The 18,233-nt window shown below is 36.6% G+C and carries 19 protein-coding genes; 12 read left to right on the top strand and 7 right to left on the bottom strand.

What is annotated here, in order from left to right; translation table 11 throughout:
- Window positions 1-37 precede the first annotated feature (37 nt).
- Window positions 38-982, bottom strand: a complete 945-nt coding sequence (locus tag RMB03_RS07990) for a metal-dependent hydrolase (RefSeq protein ID WP_311075206.1) — start codon at window positions 980-982, stop codon at window positions 38-40.
- Between the two features lie 244 nt (window positions 983-1,226).
- Window positions 1,227-1,460: a DUF2171 domain-containing protein gene (locus RMB03_RS07980; protein WP_005041820.1), complete on the bottom strand. Its 234-nt coding sequence runs from the start codon at window positions 1,458-1,460 to the stop codon at window positions 1,227-1,229.
- A 249-nt stretch (window positions 1,461-1,709) separates the two neighbouring features.
- Here RMB03_RS07980 and RMB03_RS07975 point away from each other — a divergent pair, with 249 nt between their 5' ends.
- From RMB03_RS07975 to RMB03_RS07960, 4 genes are read left to right on the top strand one after another with little or no spacing between them, the layout of a single operon-like run.
- Window positions 1,710-2,723, top strand: coding sequence for an acyl-CoA dehydrogenase (locus RMB03_RS07975; RefSeq protein ID WP_311075203.1), 1,014 nt, complete (start codon window positions 1,710-1,712; stop codon window positions 2,721-2,723).
- On the top strand, window positions 2,711-3,505 hold the full coding sequence (locus RMB03_RS07970) for a PIG-L family deacetylase (RefSeq protein WP_311075201.1): 795 nt from the start codon (window positions 2,711-2,713) through the stop codon (window positions 3,503-3,505). The genes RMB03_RS07975 and RMB03_RS07970 overlap by 13 nt, the downstream gene beginning before the upstream one ends.
- Entirely contained in the window at window positions 3,480-4,079 is a 600-nt protein-coding gene (locus RMB03_RS07965; protein ID WP_311075199.1) for a class I SAM-dependent methyltransferase, read from the top strand. Before RMB03_RS07970 ends, RMB03_RS07965 begins: the two co-directional genes overlap by 26 nt.
- Entirely contained in the window at window positions 4,076-4,720 is a 645-nt protein-coding gene (locus RMB03_RS07960) for a glycosyltransferase family A protein (RefSeq protein WP_311075197.1), read from the top strand. Before RMB03_RS07965 ends, RMB03_RS07960 begins: the two co-directional genes overlap by 4 nt.
- Window positions 4,721-4,724: 4 nt before the next feature.
- Here RMB03_RS07960 and RMB03_RS07955 read toward each other — a convergent pair whose 3' ends face one another.
- The gene (locus tag RMB03_RS07955) at window positions 4,725-5,087 is read right to left on the bottom strand and encodes a DUF3592 domain-containing protein (protein WP_311075195.1); all 363 of its coding nucleotides are present in this window, start codon (window positions 5,085-5,087) and stop codon (window positions 4,725-4,727) included.
- Window positions 5,088-5,344: 257 nt separating this feature from the next.
- Between RMB03_RS07955 and RMB03_RS07950 the strand changes: the two genes are divergently transcribed.
- The 6 genes from RMB03_RS07950 (at window position 5,345) to RMB03_RS07925 (ending at window position 13,122) form a co-directional block, all read left to right on the top strand.
- Window positions 5,345-6,592 carry a mechanosensitive ion channel family protein gene (locus RMB03_RS07950; protein WP_311075193.1) on the top strand — a complete coding sequence of 416 codons (1,248 nt, stop codon included), beginning with the start codon at window positions 5,345-5,347 and terminating at the stop codon, window positions 6,590-6,592.
- A gap of 318 nt (window positions 6,593-6,910) precedes the next feature.
- Window positions 6,911-9,232 (top strand): TonB-dependent receptor, encoded by a 2,322-nt coding sequence (locus tag RMB03_RS07945; protein ID WP_311075191.1) that lies wholly within the window; start codon window positions 6,911-6,913, stop codon window positions 9,230-9,232.
- Window positions 9,233-9,497: 265 nt separating this feature from the next.
- The gene (locus RMB03_RS07940) at window positions 9,498-10,439 is read left to right on the top strand and encodes a metal-dependent hydrolase (RefSeq protein ID WP_281831678.1); all 942 of its coding nucleotides are present in this window, start codon (window positions 9,498-9,500) and stop codon (window positions 10,437-10,439) included.
- 1 nt (window position 10,440) lies between these two features.
- Window positions 10,441-11,337, top strand: coding sequence for an alpha/beta fold hydrolase (locus RMB03_RS07935; RefSeq protein ID WP_311075188.1), 897 nt, complete (start codon window positions 10,441-10,443; stop codon window positions 11,335-11,337).
- Between the two features lie 22 nt (window positions 11,338-11,359).
- Window positions 11,360-12,601 carry an NADH:flavin oxidoreductase/NADH oxidase family protein gene (locus RMB03_RS07930; protein WP_311075187.1) on the top strand — a complete coding sequence of 414 codons (1,242 nt, stop codon included), beginning with the start codon at window positions 11,360-11,362 and terminating at the stop codon, window positions 12,599-12,601.
- A gap of 41 nt (window positions 12,602-12,642) precedes the next feature.
- On the top strand, window positions 12,643-13,122 hold the full coding sequence (locus tag RMB03_RS07925; RefSeq protein ID WP_311075186.1) for a DUF6632 domain-containing protein: 480 nt from the start codon (window positions 12,643-12,645) through the stop codon (window positions 13,120-13,122).
- A 51-nt stretch (window positions 13,123-13,173) separates the two neighbouring features.
- Here RMB03_RS07925 and RMB03_RS07920 read toward each other — a convergent pair whose 3' ends face one another.
- Both RMB03_RS07920 and RMB03_RS07915 read right to left on the bottom strand, forming a co-directional pair.
- Window positions 13,174-13,578 (bottom strand): hypothetical protein, encoded by a 405-nt coding sequence (locus RMB03_RS07920; protein WP_311075183.1) that lies wholly within the window; start codon window positions 13,576-13,578, stop codon window positions 13,174-13,176.
- Window positions 13,579-13,661: 83 nt separating this feature from the next.
- A complete protein-coding gene (locus RMB03_RS07915) occupies window positions 13,662-14,912 on the bottom strand; it encodes an MFS transporter (protein ID WP_311075181.1) in 1,251 nt (416 codons plus the stop codon).
- A 111-nt stretch (window positions 14,913-15,023) separates the two neighbouring features.
- Here RMB03_RS07915 and RMB03_RS07910 point away from each other — a divergent pair, with 111 nt between their 5' ends.
- Together RMB03_RS07910 and RMB03_RS07905 are read left to right on the top strand one after the other, a co-directional pair.
- A complete protein-coding gene (locus RMB03_RS07910) occupies window positions 15,024-15,470 on the top strand; it encodes a helix-turn-helix domain-containing protein (protein WP_311075179.1) in 447 nt (148 codons plus the stop codon).
- 84 nt (window positions 15,471-15,554) lie between these two features.
- Entirely contained in the window at window positions 15,555-15,884 is a 330-nt protein-coding gene (locus tag RMB03_RS07905) for a hypothetical protein (protein WP_311075177.1), read from the top strand.
- A 174-nt stretch (window positions 15,885-16,058) separates the two neighbouring features.
- Here RMB03_RS07905 and RMB03_RS07900 read toward each other — a convergent pair whose 3' ends face one another.
- Together RMB03_RS07900 and RMB03_RS07895 are read right to left on the bottom strand one after the other, a co-directional pair.
- The gene (locus RMB03_RS07900) at window positions 16,059-17,291 is read right to left on the bottom strand and encodes a hypothetical protein (RefSeq protein WP_311075175.1); all 1,233 of its coding nucleotides are present in this window, start codon (window positions 17,289-17,291) and stop codon (window positions 16,059-16,061) included.
- Window positions 17,292-17,309: 18 nt separating this feature from the next.
- A complete protein-coding gene (locus tag RMB03_RS07895; protein ID WP_311075173.1) occupies window positions 17,310-18,233 on the bottom strand; it encodes a hypothetical protein in 924 nt (307 codons plus the stop codon).

Here is an 18,233-nt window from a genome sequence, read left to right as displayed (position 1 = left end):
TATTAAGGAGGCTTTTTCTTTGAAATAAAATAAGTGCTTAGCTTAATGTCGCAGGTTTTGCAGAATGGGCCATTTGTTCAAAATATTGAACCGCAGGTGAACGAGCCATATAAGCCAAAGCCTGTTCAGTGTCACCTTCATGAATTGGGTTAAATTTTGGAGAAACCCATCTTAAAGTCGCTTTCCATAAATATTTAATGGTCGGTAGGTTGTCTGAGCGAGTAGCCGTTTTTTCAAATTCACGAATGAAATTAAAGAAGCCACGACGCATCAATTTTTGAATGTCTTCGTGCTCTAAATCTTGCTTGCCTAGACTACGTGCAAAATCAGCAAGGAAGTAAATAAACAGTGGGAAAACAGCAGCCATAATCACTTGGCGCGACACATAAAAACCAAATTTGTTCGTTAATAGATGCTCAAATAAATCGTAAGCAACACAGCGATGTTCAACTTCTTCGGCAAGGTGCCAACGGAATAAATCTGCCATTGCAGGGTCAGCGCTATCCCAAGACTTGCTATCAAGTGTCCACTGACCAATAGTTCCCGTAAAGTGCTCAATTGCAGCAATAACACCTACTCGGAAAAGTAACCAATATTCTTCAAGTTTTTTGCCTTTTACAAGCGGCAGACCAAAGGGTTTATCGCCCAATAAAATATTAAAAACAAAATGCGCACGGTTGAGTGGGTCTTGAATGTCGTAGCCATTTTCTCGTAAAAAGTCTTGAGCTTTTTCATGGGCACGTGCATGCGCCGCTTCTTGGCGGACAAAGCCTACTACTTCTTGTTTTAATGTTTCATCGGTAATGTAGGGAAGGGTCTTATTAAACACTCGGCAGAACCAAAACTCGCCAGCCGGCAAAAGCATATTGATACCATTTGCTACATGTGAGCATAACGGATCATTCGGCATCCAGCAGACAGATGACTCCGCGAAATCAAAATATACTTTTCGAGCTTTAAGCTGATGATTCCCTGTGATCATATACGTCACCCTATTCATAATTATTCATTTAATGCGAATGCACAATTTTTAGCATTAAGTAAAATCGATCACCATGTGCTTAAGGGACAAAAACATCTTACAAAGGGCTTATAGAGATAAAAAAGGTCTAAGTGAGAGGTTCGGTCAATAAAAAAGGCTCCTTTATTAAAAGGAGCCTTCATTTTTATAAGCTAAAACTTTTTATTATAAAGCTTACGGTAAGTAACTCGCCGTGCTTAAAAGCCTAGATTGCTTGCCATTGATCTTTAACTTCTTCTGAATTTTTATTGAGTATGACTTGGTTTTCTTTCACTTCCCCAATCCACGCAGTAGGAATGAGATGATGTTGACCACTTTCGTCTCGAGTCAGCTTTAATTGATTTTCACCATCGAGATGGTCGACTGTTCCTACTTTAGTACCGCAAGAAGCAATAACATCTGCGTGTTTTTGAATGTCAGTAATATTTAAAGTATTCATTTTAGACCTCTTCTTTGAAAATAGAAAAACGGTAGAAACTAAATTACTTTAAATAATGAGCTAAATGTTGAATTTTTAATAAACCTTACAGGATAGGTTTATAAACTCACTTAATGAATATATTTGAGTAACAATGAAATAATTAGATATAAAACTAATAATAATTATCTTTTTATTACAATTAATGTGTTTATTTAAACAGAAGTATTTAGATATGGTTAAATCAAGTCTTATAAATAATTATTTGCAATGAATATTAAAATATCTATAAATATGACGATATTGAGCATCTTGAGTGAATTTGAATCTGCCTTAGCTGAAGATAAAAGTAAGCTTCGTATAGATTTACTCTCTCAATTGGTAAATTTAGCCAAAAATTTACCTTATCCAGCTTCGGGCCACACCTATCAACGTTGGCAACTTTTTGCTCAGATTACTGGGGCAGATTTAAGTTTGGCTAAACTATTTGAGTCTCATTGTGATGCCTTAAGTATTTTAAATGAATTGGGCTATCAAGAAGAAATAGATGACCAGATTTGGGCGGTTTGGGCAGCAGACGGTGGACCAGCTCCATTGCAAATAAAAGATAATCTTTGTAATGGCATAAAACCTTGGTGCTCCGGTGCAGAGTTTATCCAAAAAGCCTTAATGAGTTATAAAGACCAGCAAGGCCAAGCACAGCTTTGTATTGTTAACTTAGAACATCCTTCAATTACTACCGATTTGAGCTACTGGCATGCAGTCGGAATGCACGCCACACAGACAGCTAGAGTCACTTTTGAAAATACGCCTGTTAAGCCAGTAGGTCAGCCAAACAGTTATTTAGAGCGTCCAGGGTTTTGGCATGGTGCGGCTGGAGTCGCTGCTTGTTGGTACGGTGCCGCTGTGCGTTTAGCCAGCTTTTTGCAGGAAAGTTGTCAGGCAAATCCTAACCCTTTTAAGAAATTGTACTTAGGAGAGTTAGCTCAACAATTAGCGATCACCAAGCAATATTTTCAATACGTTGCTGAACTGATTGACCATCAACCATTGCTAAGTCATGAGAGGGAAATACGGATATTACGTGCCCAAACTGAACAATGCTGTCAAAGTGTGATTGAACGAGTAGGGAAAGCCTTAGGTGCTCGTCCTTTTTGTGAAGATGCGAATTTTGCTCAGCTCATGGCTGACTTGCCTGTGTTCATGCGACAAAGTCATGCCGCTTTTGACTATGAACAAATTGCAGAACTCTGTTTATCGGAGCAAAGCTTATGGGAACTTTAAAACATCCTTTAGTAGAAGACCGCGTTATTTTTGGTGAGGGTACGTCCAAAGAGCAATGGTTAAAGGCATTTAATGAACAACCTTTAGCACCTTTAGATCTTGAGTTATTTCGCTCTAAAAGGGTGGTGATTGTTGCTCCACATCCTGATGATGAAGTGCTCGGTTGTGGCGGTCTAATGCAGCAGCTCATCGCACTGAATTTTAAGATTTTAATTTTAGCTGTGACTAACGGCACACAAAGTCATCCTAACTCGACAAAATATCCTCCAGATCAGCTCAATATTCTTCGTCCGCAAGAAAGCTTGGCAGCCTTAAAGTGTTTAGGGGCAGCAGAGTCAACCGAACGGGCAGAGCTTAATTTGTTAGATGGTCAGATCTATTTTCAAACCCATCAACTTTGGCAGAGTTTAGAGCAGACCGTGCAAGCCGACGATATTCTGATTTGTAGTTATGCACTTGATGGTCACCCAGACCATGAAGCAGTAGGTAAAACAGTGCAAGCTTATGCAAATGATAAGCAATTACTATGTTTACACGTATTAATATGGGCTTGGCATTGGGCAGAGCCTTTAGACCCACGAATTGATTGGCATCGCGCAAAAGCGTACCACTTAACCGAAGAACAATTAACTAAAAAACATCAAGCAATTTTGCAGTTTAAAACCCAACTTGAAGCAGATGAAACCACGGGGAATGCTGCGGTTCTCTCTTCAAGTGCTATTAAACGTCTTTTAATGCCTTATGAGGTGTATTTGAGTGATTCATTCTCGCATGTACTTTGAAGATTTATATCGTCATAACAGTGATCCATGGGGCTATGACTCACACTGGTATGAAGCCCGTAAAAGGCAAATTTGTCTCGCGCTGCTCATAAGACCTCGCTACCCAAAAGTGTTAGAAGTGGGTTGTTCAAATGGACATTTAAGTTTTCATTTGGCGCAAAGAGCCGAGCAATTGTTGTGTATAGATGTCTCTGAGTGCGCTGTTCAATTAGCTTCCAAGCGCCTACAAGAATTTGAGCATGTTGTTGTTGAAAATAGAAAAATACCCGAAGACTATTCAATTCAAAAATTTGATCTAATTTTAATTAGTGAGATGGCCTATTACTTGTCGGCAAACGAATTGCATCAGTTTATTGAAAAGTTAAAGCATAGTTTAAATGACGACGGTGAAATTCTTTGTTGTCACTGGCGTCATGAAATTCAAGATTTTGAATTAAACGCCGAACAAGTCCATCAAGCTTTTCAGCAACATTTTCCATTTCATCATTATCTAAGCTTAAACGACCCAGATTTTATGATAGATGTTTGGACGGCGAACACTTCCTCTTTAGCACAGCAGGAAAAACTAAGATGAAAATAGGTATCGTCATTCCAGCACATAACGAAGAGCAATATCTATCGGCCTGCCTGCAATCGATTCAGGTTGCCATAGATAATATTAGCGGTTATGACGTAGAGGTCATTGTTGTACTTGATAACTGTGCAGATCAGTCGCGACTCATTGCACAAAGCCATCAAATCAATTGGATTGAGTGTCATTATGCATGTGTAGGAAAAGCACGAGATTTAGGTATTCGTCATTTAATTGGGCGTGGAGTAACATGGATTGCGTGTACGGATGCAGACACGGTGGTTAGTCCTGATTGGCTGCGCTATCAAATACAGCATCAACCAACAGATGCAATTTGCGGTACGGTGACCCTAGATGACTTGAGCCATCTATCGATAGCCAAACGGCAGAAATACTTGGCACATTATAAAGATCAGATGGATCACGCACATATTCATGGGGCAAATTTAAGTTTTAGTGCAGAAGTCTATCTTTTGGTAGGTGGCTTTGAGCCTATTTCATGTCATGAAGATGTATCTTTAATCAAAAAATTGATCAAGCATTGTTGCAATATTACTTGGAGTAATTTGGTTAGAGTGACAACGAGTAGTCGCTTAAACGGACGGGCACCTCAGGGTTTATCGTACTTTTTAAATAATCTCTGATAACTTAAACCATGACTTCTCCCAATATTGAAATATTCTTTAAATTTTTAGGGTCATATTTAATTTTGATGATGCTACCGACTTTATATTGATCGTGATTTTGTTTAGCAATAAGCACCTTCAGATTTTCAGTCATGATTTGGCCATGCTCAGCTTGGAATTTTAATTTTATGTGACATAAAGGGCGATATTGAACCTTGACGAGAGAGTCTTGAAAATACACAACTTCGGCAGAGGTAATGATTCCTCGTTTATAAATAAAAAATTTATAAACCAGACTTTTAAGAAAAAAGGTCCAAGCTATATAGATAAAGAATAAGCTGAACCAGACCACTCCAATAAAAGTCAAAAAGTCAGAAAATTTCACTCACTAAAACCAGAATTACCCGTTTAACGCATTATTCTAAATGAACCGAGAGGTTCGATCTACGTTATATAAACGATCTAAAAAATAAGTAGCTAAGACATCATAGTTAAGCGTCAAAAATCATGAAATTCGTAATTAAATTTGGGCAGGGTATATAACTTAGTTGTTGTATTTATGACTACATATGTAAACAAGTCTTATTATCAAATGCTTTAACCCTTAAAATCCTAGAAAATAAAGTTTTAAGGGGTATGAGTTTGGATTTTTTAAATTTTTTTCGTGATATTCGGGTTGAATTAAGCCACTATCCTTGGCTAGAAATGTTTGTTTCACTCACGATTTTGATTTTATTTGCAGCAATAGCAAATTTTATTGCTAAACGCATTATTGTTCGGGGCGTTCGTCACTTAGTCACAAAGTTCAAATCACCCAATCAATCTATTTTTGCTCAGCATAGTGTCATAAAGAAATTTGCAAATATTGTTCCAGCTGTTGTGATTATGAACGGGATTGCAACAGTGCCTCATCTATCTCCAAAGTTTATTGCTTTTGTAGAAATGGGGGCACAAGCATTTATTTTCCTCACGCTCGCGCTTACAGTCAGCGAACTGTTAAATATCTTTAACCTCATTTATCAACGTAATCCAAAATCTAGAAACAAGCCGATTAAAGGTTACTTACAACTTGTTAAATTAATTTTATTCGTTGTGTGTGGCCTTATGATTTTGGGCACATTCCTTAAAAAAGATGTGTTCACTTTACTCGCAGGTTTTGGTGCGATGGCAGCAGTATTAATGCTGGTTTTCCAAAACACGATTTTGTCTTTGGTTGCCAGTGTACAAATTGCATCTTATGACATGGTTCGTATTGGTGACTGGATTGAGATGCCCTCATTGAATGCGGATGGTGATGTGATCGATATTTCACTACATACAGTGACTGTTCAAAATTTTGATAAAACCTACACCACCATTCCAACCAATAAGCTCGTTACCGATACTTTTAAAAACTGGCGTGGCATGAGCAATGCGGGTTGCCGTCGTATGAAGCGTTCACTCTTTCTTGATCAAAGTAGTGTTCATTTTATGACTGATGAAGAGCAACAAAAGCTCAAAGAATTTTTATTATTAGATCAATATCTTGACGCAAAGAATTCTGAAATTGAAGAATTCAATAAACATTTAAGCAATCAATCTCGTTATAACAAACGCCGTTTAACCAATATCGGTACATTTAGAGCCTATGTTGAATTTTATTTGCGCCAACATAAGGGGATTGCTCAAAATCAAACGATTATGGTTCGTCAATTGCAGCCGACTAGCCAAGGGTTGCCGTTAGAAATTTATGCATTTAGCAATACAACTGCGTGGGTTTCCTATGAAGCAATTCAGTCCGATATTTTTGACCATTTAATTGCGATTCTTCCCGAATTTGGTTTACGTGTTTACCAAGCGCCTTCGGGGCATGATTTGCAAAGATTAACCTCAGAGATTAATCCCAACTAAGATTTAAAGCTAATTGATCCACTTGCGTGTCAATTAGAATGATTAAAGCTGTCGAATATTCTTACAATTCAAAGCAGAGATATTCAGTGAGTAAAAATAAGTTAGCTCTCTAGAGCTGACTTATTTTTTATTCTTTATTAACTCTTTTCAGACACAAGACACAAGACACAAGACACAAGACACAAGACACAAGACACAATGGGTCTTTTTCATAGGCACTTATAAGCACATACCAAAAAACAAGATTGTAGATTTTTGATAAGTATAGTGATTAAATAATGTAATGTTATAACATAACATCATTTAATCGAGGATAGAATGCGCTATACCACCTGTATGTTGAGTATGTTGTTTGTAATGCAACAAATTAAGGCTGAGGAATATAATAATGTCACACAACTTACACCCTTAAGAATAAAAGCATCTTCTACAGAAAATGTAGTTGAAGTTAATAAGTTAGAAATAAAAGCTGCAAAGACTTTAGGGGATGCTCTTTCAAAAATTTCTGGTGTGCAAAATTCAGCATTTGGACCGAATGCAGGTGCACCAATAATTCGTAGCTTGTCGGGTAATAGAGTTGGTGTTTTTGAAGATGGTCAATTAGTCAGTGGGATGAATGCGATAAGTGGAGATATTAACATTCCATTCGACCCACTTTTTACAGAACAAATTATAGTGAATAAAAGCTCGGATAGTATCCGTTATGGAGGCAATTCAATTGGTGGAAGTGTTCAAATAGAATCTGGTTTAATTTCTAAAGAAATAGAACATAAAGAGCATAAATTAGATATAGCCTATAGAAAAGGGTTTAATGATTTAGATGCGAAGGGATTCAAATTCAACATTAACAATCAAAATAATTGGTCGACAAATGTTAGATATTCAAAGCAAGAAATTTCTTCATATAAAATTCCAGGAAATAGTAAAGCGAATGTCTGTGAAAATCAGGTTTTCCCTGAGACTGGAGGTGTGAACAGTGCATTAGCAGATTCGTGTCAAAAAGACACTCGGATTCAGCATATTTACAATAAGTCTTCACAACCTTATATAGATCAATTTATGACTGAAAACCCTGATTGGGCTGATGGGGAATTCTCATTTTATAGTGATAAACCATCATCAATCTGGAGCGGAAAAACCTATATCAACCCGAAGAATCCTGAATATATTCCTAATACACCACAGAATACAGTAAAGAAGATTAATAATGATGTGACACCTAATTATTACAAAAAATTAGGAAATAGTTATGCTCAAAGCGAAAATGTGGGAGTGGGTACAACATATTTTTTTGATAAAGGTTACATTGGGATAAGCGCAGATCGAAAAAAAAGCGAATATGGTGTGCCAGGATTTTCAATGCAAAATCAATCATTTCAAGACCGCTATGTGATGCTTCCTGTTGGCGTGAAAATTGAGCAGAATCGCTTTGCTTTAGATTCATTATTGAAGCAACCAATTTCTATTTTTGAGAATATACACTTCAATCTACAACAGCTTTCGAACAAGTCAGGTGAGTATTTAGGTGCAACGCAAGCCAACGAATATAAAATCGATGAGCAATTAGCAGAGGTTTTAATGACACAAAAGTCATTTAAGAGTTTAACTGGTACGCTAGGTTTAAGTTTAAGAAATAAAGAAATTAAAGGTGATGGCAAGCAGCGGTATTTGCCGAACGTGAATACCAGTAATAAAGCTATATTTCTCCAAGAACAGTTAAATTTTAATAAGTTTTATTTTGATGCTGGTTACCGTTTTGAGAGTATTGAACATGAAATTCAAGACCAAACATTTAAGTTAGCGCGTAATGCTCGTAATTCAAAACTGGAAAATCAATCTTTCGATTTAAATCATTATTATATAGGGGGAGGACTAAATATTAATGATTACATTAATCTAAGGGCAAAATATGCAATTTCAGAGCGTGCTCCTGAAATTAATGAACTATATTCAAGTAATGCTCACTATTCAGTGATGACCCAAGAAGAGGGTAATCAGAACCTTAAGCCAGAAAAAGTCAAAAGTTTAGAATTAAGCATGATCGTGAATTGGAAAGAAGCTGAACTAAAAATAGTCGGTTACCAAATGATTTTTGATAATTACATATATCTCACGCATTCTGGTGCTTCTATGGCAAACCGCTTACCTTTGAAATATTGGACACAGACAGATACACAAATTACAGGTTTTGAAGTTGATGCAAATTATGATTTTGATCTTAATCAATATGGAAACTTAAAGCTTGGTGGTTTTGCCGATTTAGTTAAAAATAAAGCTACTGACCCTTCGAATATAAGATTGAACAATGATGGGGTTTATTTACCAAATATGCCAACAAACCGTTATGGATCTTATCTCGAATGGCAAAATAATTCTTGGTCAGCACAAGTATCAAGTACTTATTATGCGCAACCAAAATATTTAGGTAAGAATGTTAGTCAAGAAGTCCCTTTACCTGCATATAATCTAGTCGATTTCAAAATTAATAAAAATTTGAATTTAAAGAATGCATCGTTTGATATTTTCTTAAATGGTACAAATTTACTTAATGAAGAAGCACGTCCCCAGAACTCACCTTTAAAATATATTGCACCGTTACCTGGCCGAGCTTTTCAAGTTGGAATAATGATGAGCATATAATTTGATGTAAAGATTCATTGGGTTGAAAAGGACTTCACTCAATTCATTAAAAGCTGAATGTAAATATTGAAACAAGCACCTTACGCACTACTTTTTTATTTTTAATGACTTTGCATAAGTAGAAGTACGACCTCCATTTTATTGCGACCTATCGATTTGATGAAATGATTTTTACCGTTTTGACATGGGAATTGTCCTTTAATGATATTAACAAGTTCTCTTTTAGAACTTAATGTGTAGCTATCTTAAGGAAGAGAAAAAGAACATGTACCCAAACACATTCAAAGATATGGCTTCTAAAACTTTATGGCCTTTATTTCCACGTCGTGTCGCTTTTGATTGGAATGACTCACCACTCCACTGGATGCCACAATCTCCAGTAGGAAGTCATGCTGTAAACCATTTCAGTTTTACACTTGTGCGAGGAGAGTACTTTTTCTGCCGTATTTTTAATAAGGCATTGCCATTCGTAACCGATGAAAAATTAAAAAAAGACGTAGAAACTTTTATTCGCCAAGAGGCGATTCATGCGCAAGCACACAAAGAATCTATCGAAAAATATATACAGCGTTATGGCGTTGATATTGAAGAACAATACGAGCGTGTAATTGAACTCTTTGATTACATGCTTGCAGATAAGCCGTTTGGAAAAGTTCTCCCTAAGCGCATGCAAAAATCTTGGTTATTGTTCCGTGTAGGTATTGTCGCTGCTGCAGAGCATTACACTTGCGCATTAGGCCAATATGCTTTGACGAAAGCCCACTGGGAAGAAAAAGGTTGTGACCCAGCAGTAAGTGATTTATTTACTTGGCACTGTGCGGAAGAAGTTGAACATCGAACGGTTGCTTTCGATTTATTTGAGCACTTAGGCGGTAACTATGCATTGCGTGCTGCAATCATGAGTATGGTGGCACCAATTTTCACTTATTTAATGGTTAAAGGCACACAAGAGCTTGCGGCAGTAGATCGTAGTTTACCTAAATCTCAACAAAGCTTAGCTCGCTTTGGTTTCTGGCAACAATGGTTTAAAGCAAGTTCCCAAGAGTTAGTACCAAGTCCTGTGTGGTTTATGACTACAGCTAAAAACTTCTTTAAACCTTCGTACCACCCTTACTATGAAGGCTCAACCGAGCTCGCATTGGATTATATAAATCGATCACCAGCAGTCAAACTTTATGAAGAAATGCAAAAAGGATTGGTGAGCTAATATGAATACGAATATTGAAAAACAACAAAGATATATTCAGTCGGCTGATGTCACGCTATCAATATATGAATGGGGCACAGCGGCAGATCATAATGAAACACTGGTGTTTATTCATGGTTATCCTGACGAAGCACAAATCTGGGATGAACTAGCTTCATTACTGAAATCAGATTTTCATATTGTGACTTACGATGTAAGAGGTACAGGTTTATCAGGAACTCCACTATCTGAAGCGGGGTATCACATGGACTACCTCATTTCAGATTTAAAAACTGTTATTGAACAAACTAGTCCTCAACAGCCCGTGCATTTGATAGGCCATGACCTTGGTGCTCTTCAAGGTTGGGAAGCGATTTTAGACGATAAGTTAAAACCATATGTCAAAAGTTATACGGCTTTAGCACCTAGCATTGATCATGCTGGCATGTGGTTTAAAGAAAATCTGAACAGTAAAGAGCTGGTGAGACAGTTTGCTGCTATCAAGCAAATGATTTCTTCGAGTTATATGTTGTTTTTTAATATTCCAATTATTCCAGAGCTAAGCTGGTATCTGGGCTTATCAAAAATATGGCCACAAGTGGTTTCGCAACTCGAAGGTAAGAAAGTTAGACCACATCCTAATCAACTCAAAAATGCGGTACGTGGGTTAGGTTTCTATCGATTGAATCTATTTAAGCCATTAATTAACTCTAAAAAGCGTTATACCTCGGTACCTGTACATGTTTTATCAATGACCAAAGATCGCTTTGTGCCTCAACACATCATAGATAATCAAGACAGATGGGTAAATTCATCTTTTACACGTACTGATATTCATGCGGGTCATTGGGGGATTGCAAGTCATCCTGATTTAATCGCAGTACCTATTCGTAACTATATTCAAAAGCTCACTGCATAAAAAATAAAGCTGGAGGTCTAAGATGAAAAACGAATTAAAGCTGGCATCACCCTTTGTTTTAAAAGATGGATTTACACTCAAGAATAGGCTTATTAAATCGGCTTTAAGTGAAGGGCTGGCGCATACAGATGGGCGACCAAGTAAAGAACTAATTCAACTATACCGAACATGGTCGCAATCTGAAGTCGGAGTTCTGATTACCGGTAACGTGATGATTGACTCTAGAGCAATCGGCGAGCCGGGCAATGTCATTATTGAAAACGAAAAAGATTTTGCCTTAATCAAAGAATGGGCAGATGTTGCTAAATCTGGTGGCAGTGACGTCTGGATGCAAATAAACCATCCAGGTAAACAGGCAATTCGAGGATTAAATCAAGAAACAGTTTCACCATCAGCAGTACCGTTCGGGCCTAAAATGGCAGCAGTTTTTGCCACACCAAGAGAGCTGACTCAGGAAGAAATTGAAGATCTCATTCAACGCTATGCAACTACTGCAGAGATTGCCAAGAAAGCAGGCTTCTCTGGTGTTCAGTTGCATGGTGCTCATGGTTATTTAATTAGCCAGTTCCTTTCCCCACACCATAACCGCCGTACAGATCAGTGGGGCGGAACTATCGAAAATCGACGTAGATTTGTTCTTGAGGTTTACAAGGAAATTCGCAATCGAGTCGGACCCGATTATCCAGTAAGCATTAAATTAAACTCAGCCGATTTTCAAAGAGGCGGTTTTACCGAAGAAGAATCACTGGCAACCATTCAAGCACTAGATGAAGTAGGAATTGACTTAATCGAGATTTCTGGTGGAACCTATGAAAAACCGATTATGCAGTTGGGTAAACCTAAAGATTCAACACTGTCTCGCGAAGCCTACTTTTTAGACTTTGCGAAGAAAGCCCGTGAACAAAGTAAAGTTCCCTTGATGGTGACTGGCGGTTTTAGAAGCCTACAAGGTATTGAAAGTGCTCTGTTAAATGATGATTTAGATTTTGTTGGACTGGGGCGTATTTTTGCAATTGAACCGTTGGCATCAAAACGGTTGCTACAAGGACTTGAAACAATAAACCAAGTTAAACCCTTAACTACAGGTATTAAATTCATTGATAACTTGGGGGCATTAGAAGTTACGTGGTATACGCGTCAAATGCATCGATTAGGACGTGGACATTTACCAATCCCCAATGAAAATGGCCTTAAATCTCTTATTCTGGATATTAAAGATAAAGGGTTGAGTATTTTCAAGACTCGTCGATTACGCGCTTCTTAAAAATTATGAAATAAATTTTCATATCAATGGGGATATAAGTTATGTCGACCACTTATCAGATAAAAATATCGAGATTTAGCCTAGCCGCAAAGTTTATGGGAATTAGCTTTTTACTATTTTTTGCAGGTGCAGCACTTCTTATCTTTTTAAATATTCCTGCAATTTTACTTCAGTTCGAATGGGGTAAATTTCTTGTTCGATTAGTTCGCTGGGGGGAGTTGCATGGCGGCGGTGAACTTTATGAGTTGATGATCTCAGCCATCTATATTGTATGGGGCTGGTTTCTATTAAAAGCCGCCAATGAACCTTTAAAAAACTATATGTTTTTTGAATTTACCATGATTGCAAATATTGCTCATTTCGGTGCAATGCTTATTATGGGTTTGGTGATGACACATGAGTCTCCACATTTGATTGGAGATGTATTTTTGGGGTGGGTCATGCTATTAATTTATATTTATTTCTGGTTGCCTGTCAGGAAAATATATAAATCTGATAGTGAGTTGAATCGTTCCGTTTAAGACCTAGAGATTGGGGGGCGCGAAAATTGAATTCGAACCCTTCACTGTAGATTATCCAGCAAACCAAATGTTTTGATGATCACACATTGGGCTTAAATGTTTAATGCGTAGGTTGTCTTGCTCAAAATCACCGCCCCCTCCAGTAATATCTAATTCGCTGCCTAGAGCGATATGCTTGCCTTTATAACTTAAAGTTTCTTTTTCAGAATCCCACTGAGCGGTGTGTTCTGGGAAGATAATGAGTATATCGTTCACATAAAGACACTCTTGTTTTAGCTGCAATATTCCTTTTAAGCGTGCTGAAGCTGAAACACCATTAAACTGATAAACAGGGAGTTTTACAGCGCTTGTATTTTCGTTCGCTTCTTGCCGCTGACATCCGGTAAGGGCTACCAACACAACTATGCAAATCAATTTATTATTAATACCCAATTTTGTTCCTTTAGGGGCTTCCATATATTTTTGATAGTAATGGACTAACGTTGCATATCAACATTTAGATTGTTAGAGAAGATTTCATTTTATTATATTTTACTAATTTATATATTGTTATCTTTTTCGTCTGTGTTTTTGGGCAAAATATGACGTGTCATCCACCAAAATAATAGTGCCAACAGACTCACACCTGCACCTAGAGCACACACGCCAAGCCATCCAGCATATGCGTAAGTCGCGGTTGTACTGATAGCACCCAGTCCACTACCAATTGCATAAAATAGCATGTAGAGCCCAACAAGCCGGCTATGAGCTTCTGGACGAGTACGAAAAATCATACTCTGATTGGTCACATGTAAAGCTTGTCCGCCCAAGTCTAGCAATACTATGCCAATCACCAGTGCCCAGAGTGAGTACGCCATGAGTGAAAGTGGTCCCCATGCGATTAATAATATAACGAGTGCTGCTGCGCTTGTACGCTGAGCATATCCGTGGTCGGCCCACTGTCCCGCACGTGCAGCGGCCAGAGCACCAATGACTCCGACAAGACCAAAAGATCCAATAATCGTATGTGAAAAACTATAAGGTGGCTCACTCAACGGTAATACTAGTGCGCTCCAAAAAATATTGAATGCCGCAAACATGAGTAAAGCTAAGACACCGCGCACTTGAAGTATTTTTTCTTGGTGTAGCAGTTTTAACATAGAAGCCAGAAGCTGCGGGTAGCGCATTGAAACGGGCTGAACTTTTAAATGAGGAAGTCGTCTCCAGAGTGGTAAGGCAATCATGAGCATGATGATGGCTGCGCAAAAGTAAACGCCACGCCAACCAGCCAAATCGCTAATTCCTCCTGAAAATACTCGGGCAAGCAGTAAACCAATAAACACACCACTTTGTGCAGTGCCGACCACATGTCCTTGCTCATGTGGGAGAGCAGCACTCGCAGCATAAGCAATAAGCCCTTGTGTCATGGCTGTACCCAGTAAACCCACAGCAAGCATTCCTGCCAAAAGAACAACAACAGAATGAGCAAATGCAACAACTAGCAATGCAGATACCAGAGCCAGTAACTGTATAGCCATTAATCGACGCCGATTTACAAGATCACCCAACGGCACCAGAAACACGAGGGCCAGTGCACAACCAATTTGCGTGGCTGTAACTACACCACCGATGGCGGCATGGCTAATGTTAAAGTCCTTAGCCAATATGTCGAGCAAGGGCTGTGCATAATAGACATTTGCTACGCTTGCACCACTTGCAATAGCAAACAGCAATATGACGCCACGAGGCATGCTCGAAAGCGGTCTATTGTTTTCTGTGGGTGAAGTTGAAGATGCAAGAGAGGCTTTCATAATCCTAAATCCATTCAATCTGGTTTTAAAATGAAACTAGTTGAATGTTAGATTGACTAGTTTTAAAATGCAACTAGATATTTTATTCCTGATTATTTTTAAGGAAATCTGATGGCGAACTCTACAGCTTTAAAAGAAGAACCTTGTCCTGTTGCACGCTGTGTCAATCTCATTGGAGACCGTTGGTCACTGCTTATTGTGCGTGATGCTTTTGATGGAATGCGCCGTTTTGGAGACTTCCAGCGGAGTCTGGGAGTTGCGCGAAATATTCTTTCTGATCGACTGAAAAAGTTAGTTGATGCAGACGTTCTTGAAATGCAAGATGCTTCGGATGGTACGGCTTATCAAGAATATGTGTTGACCGCTAAAGGGGAGAGTTTGTTTCCAGTGGTTGTGGCTCTACGACAATGGGGGGAGCACAACTTATTTGAAAATGGTGAGCGTCATTCTCTTTTAATTGATAAAAATACAGGCCAGAAAATTCCATTTATGGCGCCAGTCGCGGCAGATGGAACAGTGCTGAGAGCTTCTAATACTCAAGTGCAAAAGGTGAAATAAAAGAAGAGAAAACAAAAATAACTTTTTTAACTTAAATTTGGGCAGATTAGTTGGTACCCTTGCGCGTCAAATTAAGGTGAGACTATGAGATTTATATTCCTCTTTATCAGCGCAATTTCTATTCCATGTTATGCAGCGTCAGAAGCAATGCAGCTTCATTACTGCGAAACTGTAAAAAAAGCAGCAAGTGGCGTGATGGATGCTAGACAACATGAGGTGCCAGCTAAAGAGCTACATGACATAGCGAATCATCTTGAAGAGGAACAAGCCAAACAAATTTATCAAGAGCTTATCAAATCTGCATATTCTTCAAAATTATTTGAAGACCCTCTCATCAAGTCAAAAGCTGTCGAAAATTTTCAAACCACATGGCATGAACAATGTTTAGCAAAAGAATTGGCTAAGAATATGTGAGAGGATTAGTGGGAAATGGCTCACTAGTTTTTGAAGAATAGGGTTTTATTTCCTAATTATCTAGTATTTATGTAAAGCCCCCATGAGTTCAAAGGTAGGGGACTTTCTGTTGTTTATAAGATAAATCATGATTTTAATTTTATTAAGATATTTTTAAATTTCGACAATTTAATTTTAAAAAAGATTAAATTGAGGGTTGTCATTTTTAGCAGGAATATCCGGTGTTATTGATATCTCAGGCTGCTTAAAGACTTCTGTTTCAATTTTTTTATTTCTTAATTGAATAATAGATTCATATTGTTTTTCAATAAGATCACCAATATAGGTATGAAGTTTTTTTTCAATTTCTTTTCTGGATTGTTCATTAATACGGTTTTTAGGTTTTGTCTGAGTTATCTCAAAGGTTAATTCATGTTCTAAAATATTTTTACGAGAACTACCAGAAAAGAAAAAATTAACTTTTACTATTCCCTCATTGGCATCAAGTTTATATTCATAACAGATATTGATATCAGTAATAATAAAATGTTTGTGATAATGTGAGTTAGTAATAATTAATAATTCATTTAGTTCATCACCATCAATTCTCATATTGTTGATAACTTTATGTAACCAATATATTTCTTTATCTTTTGGGAAATTAGGTACTTTTTTATCTATAGTTATTAATAAATCAATAATACGACCAAAAGAGAAATTTTCATTTAATGAGTCAGATAAGCGATTCATAAATTTAATACGTTCTTCATGAGAAAAATCACCAAAGAGAATACTTTCCGGCTCTTCTTTCTCAATAATATTTTTTTCTTTTAAATTTTTAGCAAATTGACTAAGCAATTTCTTATTTATAATGGCAGTTTCACTGCTAGAATATTTAGAGGTGGCTTTAACTTTAATATTGTCATTCATTTTCTCAATAGTTATATTTGCTTCAAAATTTAACTCTTGTAATAAGAAATCTTTAGATAGATCTTTTCTCTCGATAGAATAGCTTATAGAAACTTTTTTTCCATAATCATCAGTAATAACTTCAGGTTTTTTTAAAAACTTAATAGTAGGAAATTCATTTTCAATTTCATGAATAGTGTTGTTGAAGTTTACATCACTAGCTTCTTCAGTCCAGTTGTTATTATTGGTCTTTAAATTATATTTTATACGTCTAATTTTTGGTGTTTGTTCTCTATTAATTACTTTATTTAAGAGTTCATCAAACTCCATAGGTGATAAAAGCAAGGATGTGAGTAAGGGAACAGTATTAATTTTTTGTGAATTTAGTGGGATAATTCCTTTTCTTTTTAAAATATCACTAATATCTCCTGGTGAAATTAAATCACTATTTAAAAGTGTTAATATTTTTTCACCAAAAAATATTTCATTTCCATTGTGATTGAGTTGAGGTTTACTCATGATTTAACCCTATTAAAATTATAAGTTTAAGAAACTATCATTAAAACAAAACGTTTCAATCTCTATGCCAAGATTATTTAAATTATTTAAAACCTTTTGTTGCTCATGTAGATGAAGTAATTTGTCAAAGTCAGGAAATCCAATTTTTATCTTTTTGGAGAATTCTTTTGAAAATCCTATAGCATATGAAATAACTCTTTTGAAAGCTAAAATATTAAAAGATTCATTAACAAAAATTACTACCTCAAAACGATCACCTAAGTCGATTCTAAAGGGCAGTACATCAGAACACATCATATTAATATTTAAGTGGTTAATTTGTGTTTTTTGGGAATTTAATAAGTTGTAACCAAAATCTGGAACGGTGAAACTAAAAATTTTAAAATTATTTTTCATGTAAGTTAAAACTTTATATAAAAACTCAATTCTATAATTGTCTAACACTATTATATTATCTTTAATTTTGTTTTCAAAATTAAAAGTAGGTATTTCATGTGTTAAACAATTATTTTGACTGTCTTTTTTATTTTCTGTATAAATTAATAAACCAAAATGAATAATATCTGGTCTGCAATTCTGATATTCATTTATACAATCTTTTATTTGGTGTGTTGATTTTCCACACTCTATTATTTCAGCTAACTCAAGAATATGCTTTTTTAACGTTTTTTTGCGTTCAGATAAGTTTTCATTATATTCCATGGTATGCTTTACTGACACATGGACAACTACAGTTCTTGTATCAATGATAGGACAATTATAAATAAAAAGCTCATCCTCTCCATGACTAATTTTTTTATTTTTATTTTTATTGATGTGGTGGCTTTTTATACAGTCTATTGAAAGATTAGTGATTGTTTTTTCCCAACCTAATAATGTAAGGAGATTTCGACTTATTTCTTCGCCGCGTTCTCCAATAGCTTTTGATAATTCACCAGACAT

The organism is Acinetobacter sp. V91_7 (assembly GCF_031799075.1).
Classification (GTDB): domain Bacteria; phylum Pseudomonadota; class Gammaproteobacteria; order Pseudomonadales; family Moraxellaceae; genus Acinetobacter; species Acinetobacter calcoaceticus.
Note: the sequence above shows the minus strand (reverse complement) of the source record. Positions and strands in the feature narration are given on the sequence as shown.